This window comes from Pedobacter sp. A2324, from assembly GCF_059693705.1.
Map to the genome: position 1 here is coordinate 93,191 of NZ_JCASSK010000004.1, position 19,278 is coordinate 112,468.

General features: G+C 40.6%; 16 protein-coding genes and 1 tRNA gene. 6 read left to right on the top strand and 11 right to left on the bottom strand.

Features of this window, described 5'->3' with window-relative positions; translation table 11 throughout:
* Positions 1-55: 55 nt before the first annotated feature.
* Together AC570I_RS12985 and AC570I_RS12990 are read right to left on the bottom strand one after the other, a co-directional pair.
* Entirely contained in the window at positions 56-1,333 is a 1,278-nt protein-coding gene (locus tag AC570I_RS12985; RefSeq protein WP_497405752.1) for a type IX secretion system plug protein, read from the bottom strand.
* A gap of 150 nt (positions 1,334-1,483) precedes the next feature.
* Positions 1,484-3,397: an ABC-F family ATP-binding cassette domain-containing protein gene (locus tag AC570I_RS12990; protein WP_497405753.1), complete on the bottom strand. Its 1,914-nt coding sequence runs from the start codon at positions 3,395-3,397 to the stop codon at positions 1,484-1,486.
* 166 nt (positions 3,398-3,563) lie between these two features.
* Between AC570I_RS12990 and AC570I_RS12995 the strand changes: the two genes are divergently transcribed.
* The 3 genes from AC570I_RS12995 to AC570I_RS13005 all read left to right on the top strand — a co-directional run bounded on the left by AC570I_RS12995 (position 3,564) and on the right by AC570I_RS13005 (position 5,812).
* Entirely contained in the window at positions 3,564-3,974 is a 411-nt protein-coding gene (locus AC570I_RS12995) for an Rrf2 family transcriptional regulator (protein ID WP_497405754.1), read from the top strand.
* A gap of 74 nt (positions 3,975-4,048) precedes the next feature.
* Complete coding sequence (locus tag AC570I_RS13000) at positions 4,049-4,699, top strand: NAD(P)-dependent oxidoreductase (RefSeq protein WP_047799452.1); 651 nt, start codon at positions 4,049-4,051, stop codon at positions 4,697-4,699.
* Between the two features lie 84 nt (positions 4,700-4,783).
* Entirely contained in the window at positions 4,784-5,812 is a 1,029-nt protein-coding gene (locus AC570I_RS13005) for a quinone-dependent dihydroorotate dehydrogenase (RefSeq protein WP_497405755.1), read from the top strand.
* A gap of 179 nt (positions 5,813-5,991) precedes the next feature.
* Here AC570I_RS13005 and AC570I_RS13010 read toward each other — a convergent pair whose 3' ends face one another.
* The 3 genes from AC570I_RS13010 to AC570I_RS13020 all read right to left on the bottom strand — a co-directional run bounded on the left by AC570I_RS13010 (position 5,992) and on the right by AC570I_RS13020 (position 7,086).
* Entirely contained in the window at positions 5,992-6,162 is a 171-nt protein-coding gene (locus tag AC570I_RS13010) for a hypothetical protein (RefSeq protein ID WP_010602219.1), read from the bottom strand.
* Positions 6,163-6,196: 34 nt separating this feature from the next.
* Positions 6,197-6,270 (bottom strand) — tRNA-Cys (locus tag AC570I_RS13015).
* 69 nt (positions 6,271-6,339) lie between these two features.
* Positions 6,340-7,086 carry a TrmH family RNA methyltransferase gene (locus tag AC570I_RS13020; protein ID WP_497405756.1) on the bottom strand — a complete coding sequence of 249 codons (747 nt, stop codon included), beginning with the start codon at positions 7,084-7,086 and terminating at the stop codon, positions 6,340-6,342.
* Here AC570I_RS13020 and tamL point away from each other — a divergent pair.
* A complete protein-coding gene (gene tamL / locus AC570I_RS13025; protein WP_497405757.1) occupies positions 7,077-9,506 on the top strand; it encodes a translocation and assembly module lipoprotein TamL in 2,430 nt (809 codons plus the stop codon). The two genes, AC570I_RS13020 and tamL, sit on opposite strands and share 10 nt — an antisense overlap.
* An 8-nt stretch (positions 9,507-9,514) precedes the next feature.
* Here tamL and AC570I_RS13030 read toward each other — a convergent pair whose 3' ends face one another.
* From AC570I_RS13030 to AC570I_RS13055, 6 genes are all read right to left on the bottom strand, one after another.
* Positions 9,515-10,045 carry a hypothetical protein gene (locus AC570I_RS13030; protein ID WP_047799449.1) on the bottom strand — a complete coding sequence of 177 codons (531 nt, stop codon included), beginning with the start codon at positions 10,043-10,045 and terminating at the stop codon, positions 9,515-9,517.
* Positions 10,042-12,360, bottom strand: a complete 2,319-nt coding sequence (locus tag AC570I_RS13035; protein WP_497405758.1) for a patatin-like phospholipase family protein — start codon at positions 12,358-12,360, stop codon at positions 10,042-10,044. The genes AC570I_RS13030 and AC570I_RS13035 overlap by 4 nt, the downstream gene beginning before the upstream one ends.
* A 29-nt stretch (positions 12,361-12,389) precedes the next feature.
* Positions 12,390-12,863 carry a TspO/MBR family protein gene (locus AC570I_RS13040; RefSeq protein ID WP_047799448.1) on the bottom strand — a complete coding sequence of 158 codons (474 nt, stop codon included), beginning with the start codon at positions 12,861-12,863 and terminating at the stop codon, positions 12,390-12,392.
* Positions 12,864-12,904: 41 nt separating this feature from the next.
* Positions 12,905-14,257, bottom strand: a complete 1,353-nt coding sequence (locus tag AC570I_RS13045) for a M28 family metallopeptidase (protein ID WP_497405759.1) — start codon at positions 14,255-14,257, stop codon at positions 12,905-12,907.
* Positions 14,258-14,384: 127 nt separating this feature from the next.
* Positions 14,385-15,008 carry a peptidase M16 family protein gene (locus tag AC570I_RS13050; protein WP_497405760.1) on the bottom strand — a complete coding sequence of 208 codons (624 nt, stop codon included), beginning with the start codon at positions 15,006-15,008 and terminating at the stop codon, positions 14,385-14,387.
* A gap of 405 nt (positions 15,009-15,413) precedes the next feature.
* On the bottom strand, positions 15,414-16,244 hold the full coding sequence (locus tag AC570I_RS13055) for an alpha/beta fold hydrolase (protein ID WP_497405761.1): 831 nt from the start codon (positions 16,242-16,244) through the stop codon (positions 15,414-15,416).
* 159 nt (positions 16,245-16,403) lie between these two features.
* Between AC570I_RS13055 and AC570I_RS13060 the strand changes: the two genes are divergently transcribed.
* Both AC570I_RS13060 and AC570I_RS13065 read left to right on the top strand, forming a co-directional pair.
* Positions 16,404-18,482 carry a CehA/McbA family metallohydrolase domain-containing protein gene (locus tag AC570I_RS13060; protein WP_497405762.1) on the top strand — a complete coding sequence of 693 codons (2,079 nt, stop codon included), beginning with the start codon at positions 16,404-16,406 and terminating at the stop codon, positions 18,480-18,482.
* A gap of 17 nt (positions 18,483-18,499) precedes the next feature.
* Entirely contained in the window at positions 18,500-19,246 is a 747-nt protein-coding gene (locus AC570I_RS13065; protein WP_047799574.1) for an NUDIX hydrolase, read from the top strand.
* Positions 19,247-19,278 lie beyond the last annotated feature (32 nt).

The following is a 19,278-nucleotide window of genomic DNA, read 5'->3' on the forward strand; positions in this document are numbered from 1 at the left end:
AAATTTATGTAACAAAAACACTAGGTTTTATTTAAATTGAGTCAGCTAAAAGGTTTTATCGCTGATCAGTTACCTTATTGCTTAAATTGGTATATCCCACTAAAGTTTCCCAACGCGCTCCGGGTTTTTTATAATAGACAAATATCTGGTAGCTATTTTCCGTCTGGAAAAACGAGCCCTCAAAAGGTTGCATTTCCAGGGTTTTCGTATCCTTATTAAACCAGGCATACTGGTAATCGTATAAGCCTTGTTTCAACATGATGTTGCCGTAAAACTGTTTTCTGCCGGCATCATATATTAATTTGTTTTCTGGACTCAGTGTATAGTTGTTGAATCGGCCGATTACATATGCATCTCCATTTGTACCAGGCGCTGTAGCATTCAGGGTAAAAAGCACACCCATATACTCCGCTTCAGTTTTATCATCCCTGCCATCAGTATTTCTGATGAAAAAATTTCCATTCTCATCGAACTGGTTCGCAAATGCACTACCGTTTAATGCCGCATCCTGAAAAAGCATCACATTTACTGTTTCATTGTCACGGTAAATGTCTTTGACATTGGCCCCCTTAAAGCGTAGGCTTCGGGTATCAAATTTTCTAAATTCATTATTACCCCAAAAATCATTTGTATTCACGTCGTTATAAACCAATTGGTTAGGTCGTACAAATGCAGGTTTTGTACTGATCTGTGCGGTATAGGGATCGAAGTTCTGCATGACTATTGCTTTCAAATCCTGGTAAGGATTGGGGATGGATATAGAATGGTTAATTGTAAAGTTGATTTTTTGCTTTGTATTCCGGTCAGCTACCTGAATGGAATTGGTAAGCTCTGCTGCTACCGCAAGCTGACTTTCAACAACAAAAAACCTTTGAGAAATAACGGGTTGATTTTTGTCTCCGTCCAGATATACCTTTAAAATATAATTTCCTCCAATTTTGGGTTGTACCTGCGTGTTTGGAAAACTCAGTTCGTAGTGGGTGTATTTCCTGGTTGTGTTCGATGAGTATTTATAATTGATAATGCGGTCGCTGTCGAATCCCTGAAGATAGTCCATTGTTGAAATCCTCGAGGTTTGCCAGTCCGATGTGCAATGTTCTATGCTGTACCAGTAGTTCTTAGTTCCCCCAAGAAGATCGTCGAAAGAGAAAGCAATCGTTTCAGATGAGTTCAGTAAGATTAACGGAATGCTTTGTTCTTTCGTAGCATTATAGCAAAGCACCGTTTTAATGTTCGGCAGATATATCTTATTATCATTAGTGAAGATTTTATCCCGCTGAGCAAAACAAAGGGTAGAGGTAAAGGTCAGAAGTACTGCGATTAGTTTTTGCATGGTTAAAATTACAGGATAATAACCAGAGATAAAAAGGTTATTTTCTTTTGATTGCCGGCAACCTGGGAGCGTATTGCCAGTATTCAAAAGATATAAAAAAAGCCACAGAATTTCTGTGGCTTTTTTTATATGAATATCGGGCTAATGGTATTAACCTTCCAGTTTCATAATTTCTGTGGCTAGTGTTTCCCATTTGGCCTGACTGCTTTCTAAATCCTGCTTTGCAGAAAGATAGCGCTTGTTGGCTTCTGCCAGTTTAGCCGCATCACTATAAACCTGTTCGTTGGCAAGTTCCAGTTCTATATCTTTAATAGCTGTCTCCTGCTCTGCAATCACCGTTTCCACTTTTTTCAGTTCATCATTTAATTTCTTTAACTGATTAGCGGTATTTGGGCTGGTGGGCTTAGGGGCTTCTTTTTCTTTTGGTTTTTCAGGCAATTTAACCGGAATAGGTTTTGAAACGGGGATTTCACGCTTGCTGTTCCATTCTTCGTATTCTTCATAAGTACCGGGATACTGTTTGATTTTTTCGCCTTCGATAAACCAGATTTTGTTGGCCACATTATCCAGGAAGTACCTATCGTGAGATACTGCAATGAAAGTACCCTCGAATTGGTCTAAAGCCTGAATTAAAATATTTACCGACTGAATATCAAGGTGGTTGGTTGGCTCATCCAGAATCAGGAAGTTTGAATCTGTAGTTAATGACTTGGCCAAAGCCACACGCGATTTTTCACCACCTGAAAGTACTTTGATTTTTTTGAAAACATCATCGCCGGTAAACAGGAAGCATCCTAAAATACTACGTAATTCAGTGTCGCTGTGTTTAGGTGCAAATGCCTGTAGTTCTTCGAGGATGGAGTTACCCAGGTGCAAAGATTCCAACTGGTGCTGCGCAAAGAAAGTAGTGGTTACGTTATGGCCGGTTTCGCAAAATCCGTCGAATTTTTCTGTACCTGCAATCATTCTCAAAAGCGTAGATTTACCTTTACCATTGGCTCCGATCAATGCAATTTTATCGCCTTTTTCGATTACCGCTTCAGCATCTTCTAAAATATGTACGTTAGGGTAGTGCTTGGTGGCATGTTCTATACGCACTACGTGACGGCCTGAAGGTTTTGTAAATTTGAAGCTGAAATTAACGGTAGGGTTTTCATCATCAACGTCATCGATACGCTCCATTTTATCGAGCGCCTTCATACGCGACTGCGCCATTTTTGCCTTCGATGCTTTTGCTTTGAAACGTTCAATTAAACGCTCTTCCTGCTTAATTTTAGCTTGCTGGTTCTTAAATTCACCCTTCTGTATTTCGCCACGTAAAGCTTTTTCTTCTACATAAAAGCTATAGTTTCCGGCATATACGGTAAGTTTTCCTTTGCGTGATTCAACGGTACGGTTAACAATTTTATCCAGGAAATATCTATCGTGAGATACAATGACAATGGCACCTTCAAAACCTGCCAGATAATTTTCCAGCCATTTAATCGATGGTAAATCCATGTGGTTGGTAGGCTCATCCAGCAGCAAGATATCCGGATTCTGCAACAGAATTTTCGCAAGCATTACCCGCATTCTCCAGCCTCCCGAAAAGGTATTTAGCCGGCGGTGCTGATCTGCAGTACTAAAACCCAGACCTGCTAAAATTTCATTTGCGCGGTACTCAATGTTATAACCATCAAGGGCCTCAAACTCCTGTTGTTTATCACTCAGTTTGTACAAAACCTCCTCACTATAGTCGGTTTCAATTTTCTTCAGTAACTCTTCAATTTCATCATGCAGCTGGTTCTGGCGCTCGAAAGCTTCCATGGCTACGTGCAAAATGCTATGGTGCGATTCATAGGAAAGTAAGTCCTGGTTCAGGTAACCGATTTTCAGGTCTTTCGACATGGAAATTGTGCCCGAACTTGGTGCATATTCACCTACAATTAATTTTAATAGTGTTGATTTTCCTGTTCCGTTGGCGCCGATTAATCCGGCTCTGTCGCCGGGTTTAATGTGCCAGTTCGCTTCATCGTACAAGGCTCTTGAGCCAATCAGGAATGTTAAATTATTTATTGAAATCATTTCGGCTGCAAAAGTACGAATTTAAAAGCCTTTTTTCGGGTTAGAAATGAAATAGAAGCCGGGTGGCTTTAATGTTTTTATACATCACCTGCATAAACTTTTTGTTTTTTGTTTTGAATTAATCAAAATTTATCTACTTTTGTACTGTAATAAAAATAATTACAGAATGAATAGCAGCAGATTTCCGGTATCCCTCCATATTCTTACCTTGCTCGAAGATGCGAATGGGGAGATGGTGAGCTCTGATTTTTTAGCGGGCAGCATTAACATCAATCCTGTTCTGGTTCGCAAGGAAATTATGAATTTGCGGAAACATGGCTTCGTGGATAGTAAAGAAGGAAAGGGGGGAGGGTCGTTCCTGGCTAAAAATGCTGCTGATATCAACCTTGGTGAGGTGTATAAGGCTGTTAAGAATGTCAATATTTTAGGCCAAAGTAAAAATGAACCAAATCCTAAGTGCCCGATTGGAAGGCAGATTAACCGGCATTTGGATGAGCTGTATGTTGATGCTGAGCAGGCATTAATTGATCGTTTATCAAAACAAACACTGGCAGCTTTTGCTGCAAAATTCAAGTGACATTTTTTTTAATCTAAACTGTAACAAAATACATTACAATAAGTATTCAATTATTTAATCATAAAATAAACAACATGAAAGTAGCATTAATAGGAGCCTCGGGCTTCGTGGGGAAAGCCCTTTTAAACGAGTTAGTCAGCCGGGGAAATGATGTAATCGCCATTGCGCGGGATACTGATAAAATTGATAATGATGATCAGAAGGTAACAAAGGTATCGGCAGATGTGCTCGATACGGATAAACTTGCCGAAGCTTTGAAAGGTGCTGATGCAGTAATTAGTGCATTTAACGCTGGCTGGACTAATCCAAATCTTTATAACGATACTGTTGCCGGTGCTGAAGCCATACAGAAAGCCGTTAAAGCCTCGGGCGTTAAACGTTATATTTTTATTGGTGGTGCAGGTACATTACAAATTGATGGGAATCAACTGGTTGATGGTCCTCAGTTTCCTGCAGAAATTTATCCCGGCGCATCAGCTGTAAGGGATTATTTTAACACTTTGAAACAAGAAAAAGAACTGGACTGGTTATTTTTTAGTCCGGCGATTGAAATGCATCCTGGTATCACTATCGGACGTACAGGTAAATACCGTTTAGGTAAAACTTCACCTGTTTTCAATGAGGAAGGTCGTTCTATTTTATCAGTGGAAGATTTATCAATCGTACTTGCCGATGAACTTGAAAACAATGCCCACCACCAGGAGCAGTTTACTGCCGCGTATTAAAATCAGGTAAAATAGAAAATGTGAGATGGAAACGCTGGGGCGTAATCCATTTCACATTTTCTATTTTTTATCTATCTTCGTTGCATGTATCGCATCATTAAACCAATCTTCTTTAAGTTTGACCCTGAAAACGTTCATTATTTCGTTGTTAAACGGTTAAAATGGTTTAACGACAAGTTTCCGCTGGGTAAAACAATCATCCGAAGCAGTTTTGATGTTCACATCAAGGGCTTGGAGAAAGAAGTTTTCGGGATTAAGTTTCGGAATCCTGTTGGTTTGGCGGCAGGTTTTGATAAAAACGGCGAGTATGTAGAAGCTTTGAGTAACCTTGGCTTTGGTTTTATCGAAGTGGGTACAGTAACCCCAATGCCCCAGCCAGGTAATGATAAACCCCGTATGTTTCGCTTGCCTAATGACGAGGCTTTAATCAACCGGATGGGCTTTAACAATAAAGGCGTAGATGTAATGGCAGAACGTTTACGTTTGCTTAAAGATAAACATCCCGAGATTGTTGTGGGGGGTAACATCGGAAAAAATAAGGCTACGCCAAACGAAGATGCGGTGAGCGACTATATCAGATGCTTCGACAGGTTATTTGATGTGGTTGATTATTTTGTCGTGAATGTGAGTTCGCCTAATACGCCTGGCTTGCGCGAACTGCAGGAAAAAGAACCGCTCAAAAAAATTCTGAATACCTTACAGCAACGTAATCGTAAAAACGATATATCCCGTCCAATTTTATTGAAAATTGCGCCTGATTTAACTGATGCACAATTGGATGATATCATCGAAATTGTGGCCGAAACCAATATTGCGGGCATTATTGCGACCAATACAACCATCAGCAGAGAAAAGCTTGCAACCGGAAAAAGCCTGGCTGAAGAAACCGGTGGATTAAGTGGTAAACCCGTTAAAGAGCGTTCTACCGAGGTTATTAAATATCTTTCTGATAAATCTGATAAAGCTTTTCCGATTATCGGCGTAGGAGGGATTCATTCCGCTGAAGATGCACAGGAAAAACTAGATGCCGGAGCCAGTCTGGTTCAGTTGTATACAGGTTTCATTTATGAAGGTCCTGGCCTGATCAGATCGATCTGTAAAGCCCTGGTTTAATAAAATCGGGCTTATCAAAGTTACAGTTCCCATTCCCAGGTAACGTTTCCTGAATATTACTATCTCATCAGTTCGCCCTGAAACAGTCGGCCAGGCAATATGTATTAAAACTAAACGCATAAAAAAAGCATCCTTTGATCAGAAGGATGCTTTAAATTCTTTAGAAGAATATCTAAAAACTATTTTGCCAAGCCAGCTAAAACAGCATTGTTTTTAGCTAATTGATCGTTTTTAGGTTGTGCAGAACGGCTTCCTAACTCGATGTTAGTTGCTCTTTTTAAAAATGCTACCTCTTGGTGAGCTGTATTTTTATTTCTTCTGTCTTTTCTTTTTAATCTGGTAACTGCCATGGTAATAACCTTTTATTATTTTATTTTGTACAAATGGAGGTCGAGAGCGGATTCGAACCGCTGTAGAAGGTTTTGCAGACCTCTGCCTAGCCACTCGGCCACTCGACCTTGAAATTCAAGGTTGCAAAAATAGCAATTATAACTTAGCCCGCAAATAATATCTTAATTATTCTTGGTTTAATTTTTAACTCGCACTAATTCAGAACAAAAGATTGCGGCACTCACCGCAACATTTAACGACTCTGCCTCTCCAAATCTCGGAATCGTAACCGGTTTGTTTATTTTCTTTATGATTTCCGGCGAAATTCCTTTCCCCTCATTACCTAAAATCACGAGGCCTTCGGTACCCCAGGCGATCTGATAGATGGATTCTCCATTTAACAAGGCGCCAAATACGGGAATCTGACTGCGATCAAGAAAGTTGCTCAGGTTTTCTATGTAAATTTCTACCCGAGCCAAAGAGCCCATAGTGGCCTGAACTGTCTTTGGATTAAAAACTTCCACGCAATCTTCGGAGCAGACAATGTTCTGAAAACCAAACCAATCTGCTGTCCTGATAATTGTCCCCATATTTCCAGGATCCTGTACGCCATCTAAAACCAATGTAAACCGGTTTTTGAGTTGCTGCAGGCTCAGTTCCTTATTTTCCCGGGTATGAATTACTGCTAAAAATCCTTGCGGGGTTTGTAATGTACTAATCTTCCCTAATTCAGCGTTGTTTACTTCAAATAAGTTTATATTTGCAGGCAATTTGGGTAACAAATTGGCTTGTTCGCTGTTGTAAAATATGGAATGAATCTGATAGCTGGATTGTATAAATTCTTTAATGGATTTAATACCTTCAACTAAAAATAAACCATGTTCTTTGCGATATTTTTTTTGATGTAAAGACTTAATAAAACTAATCTGAGACTTTGAAAGCATACCAATACTTAATAAATATTAAACTGAAAAGCACTGCAATATTACTATTTATTATTGTTTTAATACAGGCTTGTTCATCAACTAAATACATAGCAGATTACCAATCCATTGTAAAAAAGGTTACGATAGACAGTGTGGATAAGAAGTTTGAAGAACAGGCTTACAATTATGTTCAGAAAGATATCCGTCCGGCATCAAACTACAGTATTAACGTGCCGCTTTACAACCTTTTCAATACAAAAGACGGCAGGTATAAAACAAGTGACATTAAGCCTTTCGGTACCCCGCCTGCCATTCTGGATAGTACTTTAGTGGAGATTTCCAGAACCCAGATTCAAAAATTTTTAAAGAGTAAGGGATATTTTCAGGCGCAGGTAACTTCTGATATCAAAGTAGCCAATAAAAAGGCCGAAGTAAGGTTCAGTGCAAAACCCGGACCCGCTTATTTCATAGATAAGTTAGGTGATTCTATACCTAACAAAAATATCAAAGCACTTTATGAGTCGAACAAACCTGGATTAACACATTTACGCGTAGGTGCACAGTATGATGAGGATTCACTTTCTTATGAGCGCGAACAGATTTACAAGTTAATGAAGGAGAACGGATATTTTTATTTCCTGAGGCCTTATGTTAATTTCGATGTGTATGGCGCTGAGGCCAGTTCCAAAACCAATAAAATTGATCTGAACCTGAACGTTACCGACCCGGCAAATGGTCCGCACAAACAGTTTTACATTGGTTATACGCACCTGCTCATTGCCCCAAATCCTGACGGATTGCCTGATTCAGCACGATATAAGTTGAGTAAGGATACCGTAAATGGTATTATTTATACTGACTTTTCCCGCCGGTATCGCAGGAACCCGATTGTAAGATATGACTTCCTGAAACAGGGAGAATTATATGATATCCGAAACGAAAATTTAACTTACGATCGTTTATATGAACTTAATATCTTTAAGAATGTAAAGATTGATTATTATAGAAGGGACAGTACTTCAAATAAGGTCAATACGATTATCCTGTTGACCCCTCAAAAAGTAATGAGCAACAGGGTAGAGGGAGAGATTCCGTTTAACGGCGGTACGGTAGGTTTCAACTTAAGTAATACCTATACCAATAACAACTTTTTCCGAGGGGCCGAACGTTTTGAGCTTCAGGTTAAGGGCGGTTTACAATCGCGTATAGGGGGAGGGACTTCGCCCTTTAAGGATATTTATCAGCGCGATTTCTCTGTTAGTGCCAGTATTACAGTACCACGGTTGCTGATACCATTTTATAACCCTGTTCTGGGTGGAAACGGAATGCCACATACCACTTTCTCATCCAGTTACATTTACGCCCTGCAGAAGGATATTTTAACGCGTCGGATATTAATCAATTCCATCACCTACGATTGGGTAGAAACCAAGTCGAAGCTACACTCTTTAACGCCGTTGAATTTTGAGTACCGTTTCGGTAATCTTCAAACCGAGAACATTGATTTAAACACCCTGTTAAACAATCAGTATTACATTGATCTGTTGGGTAGAAAGGATTTGACGCTGGGCATCAAGTATACTTATTCATTAAACGCAGATAAACTTCAGCAGCTGAGAAGCTTTGTTTATTTCAGGGGAAATATTGATTTGGCTGGTAATATGCTTCAGGCCATTTCAAGAATCGGAGGCAATCGCCATAATCCCAATAACTTTATTAATGGAGATAGTACCCAACGGGATTACGGAACGATTTTCGGTCTACCCTACAACCAGTATGTACGTCCGGAAATTGATATCCGCTGGTATAAACACCTGGGTGGAAACAGGCAGTTTGTTGCCCGGTTAAATACCGGTATTGGGTATGCTTATGGCAATTCGGTTACCATTCCATTTGAAAAGAAATTCTTTGCTGGGGGATCGAGTGGTGTAAGGGCCTGGCAGGCGAGAACCCTTGGCCCAGGAAATTATAACAGAGCGGTTTTAGGTTCGGATGAAGAAAGGAAAGCAGTTTTTGGTTTAGATCAGTTAGGAGACTTGCGGCTGGAGGCCAACCTGGAATACAGGTACTTAATCACGAGCAAGTTTTTTGGAGCAAGCCTCAAAGGGGCAGCATTTTTAGATATGGGAAATGTTTGGAACCTGTCTAAAGATGCGGATGATTTGTATGCCGAAGAGAAAATGTTCAGACTAAGTAAACTGGCTCAACAGGTAGCCATTGGTACAGGGCTTGGCCTGAGATATGATGTGCAGTATTTTGTATTCAGGTTCGACGTTGGATTAAAACTTAAGGACCCTCAGTTTAGCGGATCTGAACAATGGGTGGTTGGAAAGTTTATTGGTGGTGCACGCGACTTTAAAAACACCTACAATGCCACACACGGTCCCGATACGTATCGCTTTGTGCAGTATAATTTCGGTATAGGCATGCCGTTTTAGGCGGCCGGTCAGAACAGGCTTTTCAGTCCGTCGAATATACTTTCGAAAAAGGTGCCGAGATTTAATCCTGCGCTGTGGTTGAAATACACAAACACCAGAAAGGCAATTACAACGAAGATGATCAGCTTCCTAAAGGCAAACGCGATGATAACCAGCGCAATTGGAATGATGAAAAGCCACAGGCTGTTAATAGCATAGGGGCTCAGGTCGGCATCCTTTTTATATACATAAACCAGTTTGCTATGTGTACCCAAATCATTCTGGTGTTTAATATATACAAAAGTCGATTTAGCTATCGGCAAAGGTAGAACAGCAATCCCATCGTTAAACTTCAAAATCTGGGTAAAGCCACTTACGCTAAAGGTGTAGCTGCCATTGATGTTCTCATTAGGCACATTCAAAGAGTCTGCCGCTATGATCGCGAGTTTGTTGTTCTTTAACAGATTTTCTTTAACCAAAAAATTGTTGATGGCTGCATTTTGGGCGCCTGCAGAAAAAACAATTAAGCAAAAAGCAATCAAGACGTATATCTTTCTCATTCAAGTGAACGTTTATTGTAAATTAAATAACCAATGTGCAATAATACACCATTTCTTTTAACTGCATCATTATACAGGTTGTAACTGAAGCTAACCGGACCAAGAGGCGTATGGTAAACCAAACCGGCAGTGGCGGCGTAGCGAAGTTTAGTAATGGCCTTTGCATAATCTACCTCCTGAAGATTTGTTAACTCAAATTCTTTGTGAGGTAAAAATAAATAACCTTCCAGTCTAAAGTCGAAATTTTTTCTGATATTATAGATGTTTTTTATTCCACCGGCAGCATAGGTGGTTGCGCGGAATTTATCAAGGAATAATGAACGGCTATCTTGCAGCGGATAGAATGCCGGTGCTGTTAACAGCGTGCCGTAGTAAGTTCCAAACAAAGGTTGGTTAGAAATTACACCTTCTATCAGGTAGCCCAGGGTGTATTTCCTGAGGTGGAAAAAATAGTTTTCCTGACTCAGCTTGATACTTCCCCAGTGATGCAGTCTGCTAAAACCAGGTGCCTTTTTATAGCCTGGGGTAGAACGGAAAATATTGCCCGGGTCATAATTCTCACGGCCTGTAGTATAATTAAAGCTTAATGAAAAGCTTTGTCCGTTAGTGGCATATTGCTTTCTGTTGAGTGAGTTTTTCTCCAGGTTAACGGAACCTCTGAAACCATTGAATACAGTCTGATCAAGTACATCACCAACCCCAAACGTATTGTTAGGGCTATAGTGGTCCATGTTGTTGATAAAGGAGGAATGAAGTACAACCTTTGTATTATAATTTAAAGGGAAGCCTGCCATCAGGTCAATTTTCCTGTCCGATTGCTCGATATACATCGGGTGGGGATTCTCGATAAAAATCTGACTGGTGTTATAAAAATTCCAGTGATTATAGGTGAGCTCGGCAGCCAGAAATATCGGGAGCCTGGTTGGATAATCTACCCGGCCATTTACCTGCACCGATTCATAGAAACGTCCGGAATAAAAGCTGGTGCCAAATGTATAAGCTTTACGGTTCAAATAATTGTACTCGGCGCCCAGGAATACATTGCTTACCGGTCTTGTTGAAATATTCCCCCCTAATTCAAGCTTAAAACTCTTTTTTGGTTGGGCCACTACTTCAAAAGTGTAACTGTCGGTAGTTGGCTGATAAGTAATTTTAGGATAAACAGTTTCGAAAGTCTGGTCGGCCACTAGCTTGTAATAGGCCCTTTTAATATCTTCTAGATCGAAGCTGGTTTTATCGCTCTTAAACAGCCGTTCCACATATCTTTTCTGCTGATCATTTACACCTGAAACTATAATGTTGCTGAATTTCAGGTCGGGCTTTTTGCGGTTAAACTCAGCACGTTTGAGTTCAAGTGCTTCGGGATCGACACGGTTTTTGATCAGCGCTTTTATACGCGGCATATCGGCCATGGCTGCATCGTAGCCTTTTTTTATTAACTCAGCCACAGGGGCAAAATTGGTTACACTATAATCAGCCAAATCAGGCTGGATATAAACCCCGTTTTTACCAATCATGGTAGAATCTGATTTGGACAGGAACATGTAAACCAGAAACCGGTTCATCAAGCGGTCATCGATGTTTTTAGGGTATTCATTGTAGGTTTTGGATGATACATTAGCCCCAATGATGTAATCGGGCTTGAAGTCTCTATCCATTACATCTGCAGGGAAGTTATTATAAAGACCGCCATCGAAAACGTATTTTCCATCAAGCTTTATCGGGCGGTAGATAATCGGCACGGTCATGGTTGCGCGAACGGCTTCTGCAAGATTACCTTTACTTACTGTAATGCTTTTTTGCGACAGCACATCAGCTACCATGCAACGATAAGGAACAAAGAGATGGTCGAAATTCCCTTTAGAAACTGCTGATGCCTGGGAGAACAATTCCAGGAACGCAAAGTTTAGCGGGATATCATTAATGAGATTAGAGCGGAAACTAAAATGAAATCCCGTATCAATGGCAACCTTGGCAGTAAGCATGGAGGCATTGGGCGCATTCTTCTGAAAGAAAAAAGTGTAATCACTGGTGTATCGTCCGTTTACCCAGTTTTGAAAGTCGTTGCTCAAGGCTATTTTTTCGATTTCAGCAGGGGAGTAGCCCGCTGCATACATGGCGCCGACGATACCGCCCATTGAGGTTCCTGTAATATAATCGATGGGGATTTTATTTTCTTCAAGCGCTTTCAATGTGCCAATATGTGCGAGTCCCTTAGCGCCTCCGCCACTAAACACAAGGCCAACCTTTTGCGCCTGCAATCGGGTACAGCACAGCACGAAAAGGATCAGCAAAAATCTTTTGAATATTAACACTCCCTAAAAATAGGGCTTTTATTCTAAAATTAATTTAATATGAAGATGTTATATGTTAAAAAAGTGGCAAAACTTACCCAAAGAAGGTAAGGGATAAAAATCAGTCCGGCCCATTTATTAATTTTAAAGAACATCAATCCGTTGACCACGATTACGATGAGCAAAAGGAGGATTTCAGCCAAAGCAAAGCCTACTTCATGGAGGTAGAAGAAGATAAAAGACCAGGCAAGATTCAGGATAAGCTGAATAAAATAAATGGCTACCGTTCTGGGGAAATGGGCGATTTTGCTACGCTCAGTCCATACCAGATAAGCAGCTATACCAATCAGGATATATAAACTGGTCCATACCGGGGCAAAGAGCCAGTTTGGAGGATTGAATGAAGGTTTATTTAACGTAGGGTACCAGGTTTTAACAGATTGGGCTGTCGCCCACCCGCCTAATGCGCCTATAGCCAGGGGAATGGCGATATTAATAATAAACGCTAATGGTTTAAACTTCATGCTGTAAATTTAGCATAAAACACCGGTTTGAAACGAATGTTTTAGCGGCCGATACCCGGTACAACCGGCAAACTTTCATTGCCCCCGTTGCCAACACTTTGTACTGCAAATAAATAATTGTCCTTACTGTAAGGGATTTTTAATTCAGTAGCTGTGGTATAAAATTTCTTCTCCCAAACAGGGCTGCTGGTTTCACGCATTAAAACATAATAACCCTTTGCGGTTCCATTTGCGGGTGCCTTCCAGTATAAATATGATGAGTTGCTGAGGTTTTTAACGTCAATTTTTACTTCAGAAGGTGCCGACGGGGCTTTAGCCAGATTAGCCAATACCGCAATATTTACTGCTGTATTTTTTCGCAGGTATTCAAAATCCATAAACTCCTGCAGGTCGCCGTAACGCACACCTTTTTCAGTTCTCAGATCCTGGTGCTGATGCTCGAAATTTTCGTTCATTTCAGTAATCCTCACCGCAGTGAATCCGTTTTCAACGAAGGGTGTATGATCTCCGCCGCGCAAGAACCGGTCGTTTCTGTAAATCAGTTTTACCTCAAGCTGATCTACGTATCTCTCACCTGTTTCTTTTACGTAGCGGGCCAGCTGGCGGCTTTTGCCGTCATTCTCCAGTCCAAACTGGCGAATGGCTTTCGCATTTTTATCCAGTTCATAAGCAGGTAAGCCCTCGCTGAAAACCCGAAGACGTGTATTGTCTATAATTTGGGTTTCACTGCTATTGTTACTTCCGATCATGTCGTTATTTAGCATGGCATCTACGTTCCAGCCTTCTTTTTTAGCTTTATCTGCCATAAATCCCGATCCCAGGAGTGATTGCTCCTCACCACTCACCGCAACAAAAATGATGGTTGCCGAAAACTGGTATTGACTCATGATTCTCGCGGCTTCAATCACCCCTGCAACGCCACTACCATCGTCATTGGCCCCCGGTGCATCACTGGTTCTGTTCATTACATCCGTTACACGGCTGTCAAGGTGGCCGCTAACCACATAAACACGTTTGTCGTTGGTGTCGCTTCCTTTAAGTACGGCAACGGCATTGCCCAGTAGAGTAGACTGGTCTACGCGCTTTCCGTCAGGTTTAAATGTAGTAGTGTCCAGATAAGCAATTAACCGTCCGTCGCTCTGTTTTGCAAACTGATTAAATTTGCCGACTACCCAATTCCTTGCGGCACCTATTCCTTTCGTTTTACTTTTGATATCACTTAATGTACTTCTGGTTCCAAAAGCTACCATTTTCGAGATATATGATTTTAATGAATCCTGATGAACAGACTTGACCATCTTTTCAATATCAGCATCACGATTGATAATGGTTTGTGCCTGAAGACTTACTGCGGCAAATGAACTGACAAGTAATACAAATAAGGTTTTTCTCATGTGGAAGGGAAATTGATGCCCTAATATACCTGAATAAGTAGAAAGCAGTTCATTAGGTTTGTAACTTTTTAAGCATAAAAAAAGCCTCCCGGGTTAATCAGGAGGCTGGTATTAAAAATTTCCTTACTTATTTTGTAAGGATAGACGACTCTTGGTTTGAATAGGTTGCCCAGTTGCCAAATGCTTTTTTAGCTGAAGCTTTAGCATTGTTTAACTCCACATCACCAGCAATTGTCAGATATGTTTTCTCTGGAGAAACCTCAGCATAAAATGCTTTTACATCTGAAAGGCTTAAAGCGCTGATCGATTCTTCATTTACTAACTGGTCGTAATCATAATCTTTAGCTTTTATGCTGGTTAATAATTTTGCTTTTGCAGTATTGAAGTTTTGTTGGTTGATGCTTGCGTGTTGAATCAATGCAGCCATAGCTGAAAGTGCTTCATCTAAATTTGCTGTAGCAACAGCTAGTTTACCGCTATTATCTTTGAATGAGATATTTGAATTTTTGGCTACGTTTTCGTTTAAAACAGCATTTAATAATTCTACAACACCAGCTTTTTTACCTTCGAAATCTTTAGCATCTAAAGTGAAGCTTGCATATGCTTTTGGCGAACGGGTGTTTTCTGAAACAATGATGTTCATTCCGTTCTTTAGTTTAAATGCAACAGGCTCTTTGAAGCTTTGTGCGTTTGAAGTTACAATGGTGAAAATGCTTAGAGAGGTTAATAAAAGTGTTTTAATGGTGTTCATTTTTTGTGTTAAATAATTTGTCAAATCTGGTATAAAATGTCTTTCTAATACTACTACTTTTTCAAGTTTGTGCGCATATATACGAAGGGTATTTCACCTTGGTTTTCGACAAAAGTAGTAAATATTCATTTTGTTCATTTTCTATTCACACAGGATATTCTTATGAGTTGTGTCTTATTGTATTTTTGACAATACTTTGATTGAAATGGTTGTAAGGTGTTGATTATACGTAATTTGCATGTTGGTTCGAAAAGAATTTACAACAAACTATACCTTGAACAAAAGGTATTTTTTAGTTAAAAAAATAAATATGCCAGTATAATTGGAGGTAAAAATAAGAAGCTGTTCACAAAATGAACAGCTTATCAGCAAAAAGAAAAGACTAAGATTTAGAAAAGAGGATTTTCAGGCATAAATCCTGCTCGTCAAAGTAGGCCCGTTAGTCTTTATAAATGCTTTAATTTCCCTGATGGTTTCTTCTGGTTCACTGATATGCGGGAAGTGGCCGGTAGCCTGCATCACCACCAGGAAATTGTGAGGTGTATTCTGATGAATAAAATCCCCCGCTGAAAGCGGAGCCATAATGTCCGACCTGCTTTGCAGCGTTAAACTTGGAACCGTCAGGTGCTTTAATTTATCCCGGCAGTCGGTTTTAAACGTAGCCATTGCAAATGCCAATGCAATGCTGGGTTCAGTTTCCTCAAGGCATTCCTGTAAAAAGTTAGAAAGCCCGGGGGGGTATGCCTTGTCCATTACAACAGGAGCAATTCCTCTGGCCCATCCGGCATAATCTTCTTCAATTGAATTGAAAATAGTTTGTATATCGCCGGCTTCAAATCCTCCTATATATTCGCCGTCATTCATATATTTTGGCGATGGACCTATAAATACCAGCTTTTGAAAGGCTTCTGGTTTTTGCAAGGCGGCAATCATACCAATCATACTGCTCACCGAATGCCCTACAAAAATCACATCTTTCAGGTTAAGCGCTTCAATAATTTCTACAACGTCACTCGCATAGCCATCTAATGTAGAATATTTGTAATGATCATATTGTGTTATGTCAGATTCTCCGGAACCCACATAGTCAAATAAAACTACCTTATAATCTTCGAGAAAAGCGTCCGTCATGAATTTCCATGAATTTTGTGCACAGCCAAAACCGTGTGCAAAAATAATTACCTGAGTGCCTTCGCCGAGAATTTTTACGTTGTTTCGAATGAGTATGGGGTGCATGATCTGAGGATTAATTCACAATAATGTTACAAGGTAAATATTCTTTAATTTCAAATCAAATAAAAATAATAATGAACAGCGCTTATATTAGGGCGATTAAACAGGTTCGTTCTGTCTACTAAATCATTTTACCTAATTTCTAACCAAATCTAATCACCTATGAAAAAACTGCTGATCCTGGTATTTATTTGTTGTGGTGCCTTTTCCTATGCGCAGCAATCCATCGATTTGAAACTGCTAAAGAAAAATGGTGCATCGGTGGTGGCAAAGGGGAGCGTACTAACTTTGACATGGCCGGCCGGGGCCGGCAAAACCGGGAGGGCGATCATAGACCTTAACCAGAACAATCCGCTGTTCACCAGTCTGGCTATCGGTACCCATGGTACTTATCAGCAAGTAGCCGCTAAGCTTGATCCGGCATTCATACTAAGGGTTGGGAGCAGAACACTGAGTCCATCGAGTGGTGGTTGGGATGTTTTCTTTGATCGCGTACCAACCAGGCCTTATACTACAAATGCCATAACATTTAATAAAGGTAATGCGGTGGTAACCAGTAGTGGCGCTCAAACGATTGTAACCATTTCTGCACTCGAGTCTTCCATTTTCAACGGGAACCTGGAAATTACATTTTATAATGGCAGTCCAATGTTTAATGTTGCAGCAGTAATGGCAACGGAAAAAGACTCCACCGCAATTTTATATGATGCAGGGCTGGTGACAAAAACGGATGTATGGAAGAATGTAGCCTGGAGCGATGTGCATGATCAGTTTCAACGGGAGGCGGCATCAAATGCTGATGAAAGTAAAAACCTCGAAGTAAAATACCGCACGGTGATTGGGGAGAATCAGGGTGGCAGTATTGCTGTTTTTCCTGCACCGCATCAGTATTTTTATCCGCTTGATGAGGCTTTCAATCTGAAGTTTAACTGGAAAGGCAATAACTATCTCGGCCTTATTCCCGGATATGGTATCGGAATCAGACAGGATCCATTAGGCGATAAGCGCTATGTTCCCTGGTTTAATGCACCTCCGAAAACGAAACAACGCCTCAACTTTTTCTGCCTGCTTAGTACGCAAAAGGCAGAGTTTGCACTCGCTGAGGTAAAGAAGTTTACTCATAATGATTCCTACCAGCCTTTGCCAGGGTACAAAACCATGGCCAGCCATTTCCATAATGAATTCATATCAGATGTGGTATTAAGTGGTAAACCGGTGCCTGAAAAGCCTGAATTTGTGGATGTTTTAAAGAAAGCAGGGCTCGATATCGTTAAACTGGCTGAGTTTCATGGACCGGGACATCCCAAAGGTCCGGATTCTACCCGTTTAAAAGAACTTGACGCCCTTTTCAGGCAAACCGAGCGTTTATCAGATCAGAACTTTTTGCTGTTGCCGGGAGAAGAAGCCAATAACTTTTATGGGGGGCACTGGCTGGCTTTTTTTCCAAAACCAGTTTATTGGGTGATGTCGAAAAAAGAAAATCAGCCTTTTTTAATGAACGATCCCCGGTTTGGTAAAGTATACCATGTAGGCACTCAGGAAGAAATGTTGAAACTGCTGGAAATGGAAAAAGGACTTGCATGGACTGCTCACGCCCGTACCAAGGCATCAACAGGATATCCGGATAAATATAAAAATGAAGATTTTTTTAAATCAGAAACTTTTATGGGTGCAGCCTGGAAAGCAATCCCCGGCGATTTGTCGCTCCCGACGTTAAGTAAACGTGTACTCAACCTGATGGATGACATGGCGAATTGGGGATTGAAAAAACATATAATTTCCGAAGCGGATATTTTTACGGTTACCCATCAAAATGAAATGTATGCGCACCTGAACGTCAACTATCTGCAGTTAGATAAGGTACCCAGCTACAAAAATGGTTGGCAGCCGGTACTTGATGCGGTCAGAAACGGGAAGTTTTTTGTTTCCACCGGCGAAGTACTCATTCCCTCTTTTACCATTAACGGCAAAGGGGCAGGAGAAACGTTAAGGCTGGACGCTGCAAAAACATCTGTGAAAATGGAACTGAGCTGGACATTCCCGCTAAGTTTCGTTGAAATTGTTTCTGGTGATGGTGAGAAAGTATACCGCGAACATATAAAGCTGAACCATACCCAGGCATTTGGTAAAGAGACTTTCAGCTGGCCTGTTAATCTTACCAACAGAAAGTGGGTAAGGGTAGAGGCCTGGGACATCGCTGCGAATGGTGCCTTTACACAAATGGTTTGGCTGGAAAAATAAATTTATACTTTTGTTGTATGGATGACCTTTCTGTATTTGAGCGAAGAAGTGAAACCTTCTATCAAACGCACCTGCCGCACATATCAATCGATTGTGTGGTTTTTGGATTTCATATCAATACACTCAAGGTGCTACTCATTAAAATGAAGGGGCAAAACAAATGGGGTTTACCAGGGGGTTACTTAAGTCACGATCAGGATCTGGATGAAGCTGCGAAAAGCATTCTTCAGGAACGCACAGGGGCGGAAAAGGTTTTTCTCGAGCAGTTTAAAACCTTTGGCGAACTTGGCCGGTCGGAAAGTGATTTACATTATATGCCAGAAAATATCTGGTTCCGCCAGCGTTTCCTTTCCGTAGGTTATTATGCTTTGGTAGATTATGAACAGATTATACCCGTTGTAGATGAGATCTCTGTGGCTTGTGAATGGAAAGATGTGAATGAATTGCCTGAGATGATGATGGATCATGCTAAAATTTATCAGGAAGCCCTGAATACCATGCGGTTTCAGTTAAACTACAAACCGATAGGCTATAGCCTGCTTCCCGAACAGTTTACCATGCCCGAGCTGCAGCGCCTTTACGAAACTCTGCTCAATAAACCATTGAGCAGGGGTAATTTCCAACGTAAAATGCTGGCTTATGATATTTTTATTAAACACGATGAAGGACGCAAGGGAGGCGCGCACCGCACACCAAACCTCTATAGTTTTGATCAGGAAAAGTATAATAATGCTTTGAAAAAAGGATTAAAGGAAGCATGGTAGTTCTTAATTTACATTCCCGATAGTGTTTTATA

Excerpts from the sequence above, each read along its gene's own strand:
- AC570I_RS12985 (WP_497405752.1), bottom strand. The coding sequence starts at position 1,333 with ATGCAAAAACTAATCGCAGTACTTCTGACCTTTACCTCTACCCTTTGT.
- AC570I_RS12990 (WP_497405753.1), bottom strand. The coding sequence starts at position 3,397 with ATGATTTCAATAAATAATTTAACATTCCTGATTGGCTCAAGAGCCTTG.
- AC570I_RS12995 (WP_497405754.1), top strand. The coding sequence starts at position 3,564 with ATGAATAGCAGCAGATTTCCGGTATCCCTCCATATTCTTACCTTGCTC.
- AC570I_RS13000 (WP_047799452.1), top strand. The coding sequence starts at position 4,049 with ATGAAAGTAGCATTAATAGGAGCCTCGGGCTTCGTGGGGAAAGCCCTT.
- AC570I_RS13005 (WP_497405755.1), top strand. The coding sequence starts at position 4,784 with ATGTATCGCATCATTAAACCAATCTTCTTTAAGTTTGACCCTGAAAAC.
- AC570I_RS13010 (WP_010602219.1), bottom strand. The coding sequence starts at position 6,162 with ATGGCAGTTACCAGATTAAAAAGAAAAGACAGAAGAAATAAAAATACA.
- AC570I_RS13020 (WP_497405756.1), bottom strand. The coding sequence starts at position 7,086 with ATGCTTTCAAAGTCTCAGATTAGTTTTATTAAGTCTTTACATCAAAAA.
- AC570I_RS13030 (WP_047799449.1), bottom strand. The coding sequence starts at position 10,045 with ATGAGAAAGATATACGTCTTGATTGCTTTTTGCTTAATTGTTTTTTCT.
- AC570I_RS13040 (WP_047799448.1), bottom strand. The coding sequence starts at position 12,863 with ATGAAGTTTAAACCATTAGCGTTTATTATTAATATCGCCATTCCCCTG.
- AC570I_RS13045 (WP_497405759.1), bottom strand. The coding sequence starts at position 14,257 with ATGAGAAAAACCTTATTTGTATTACTTGTCAGTTCATTTGCCGCAGTA.
- AC570I_RS13050 (WP_497405760.1), bottom strand. The coding sequence starts at position 15,008 with ATGAACACCATTAAAACACTTTTATTAACCTCTCTAAGCATTTTCACC.
- AC570I_RS13055 (WP_497405761.1), bottom strand. The coding sequence starts at position 16,244 with ATGCACCCCATACTCATTCGAAACAACGTAAAAATTCTCGGCGAAGGC.
- AC570I_RS13060 (WP_497405762.1), top strand. The coding sequence starts at position 16,404 with ATGAAAAAACTGCTGATCCTGGTATTTATTTGTTGTGGTGCCTTTTCC.
- AC570I_RS13065 (WP_047799574.1), top strand. The coding sequence starts at position 18,500 with ATGGATGACCTTTCTGTATTTGAGCGAAGAAGTGAAACCTTCTATCAA.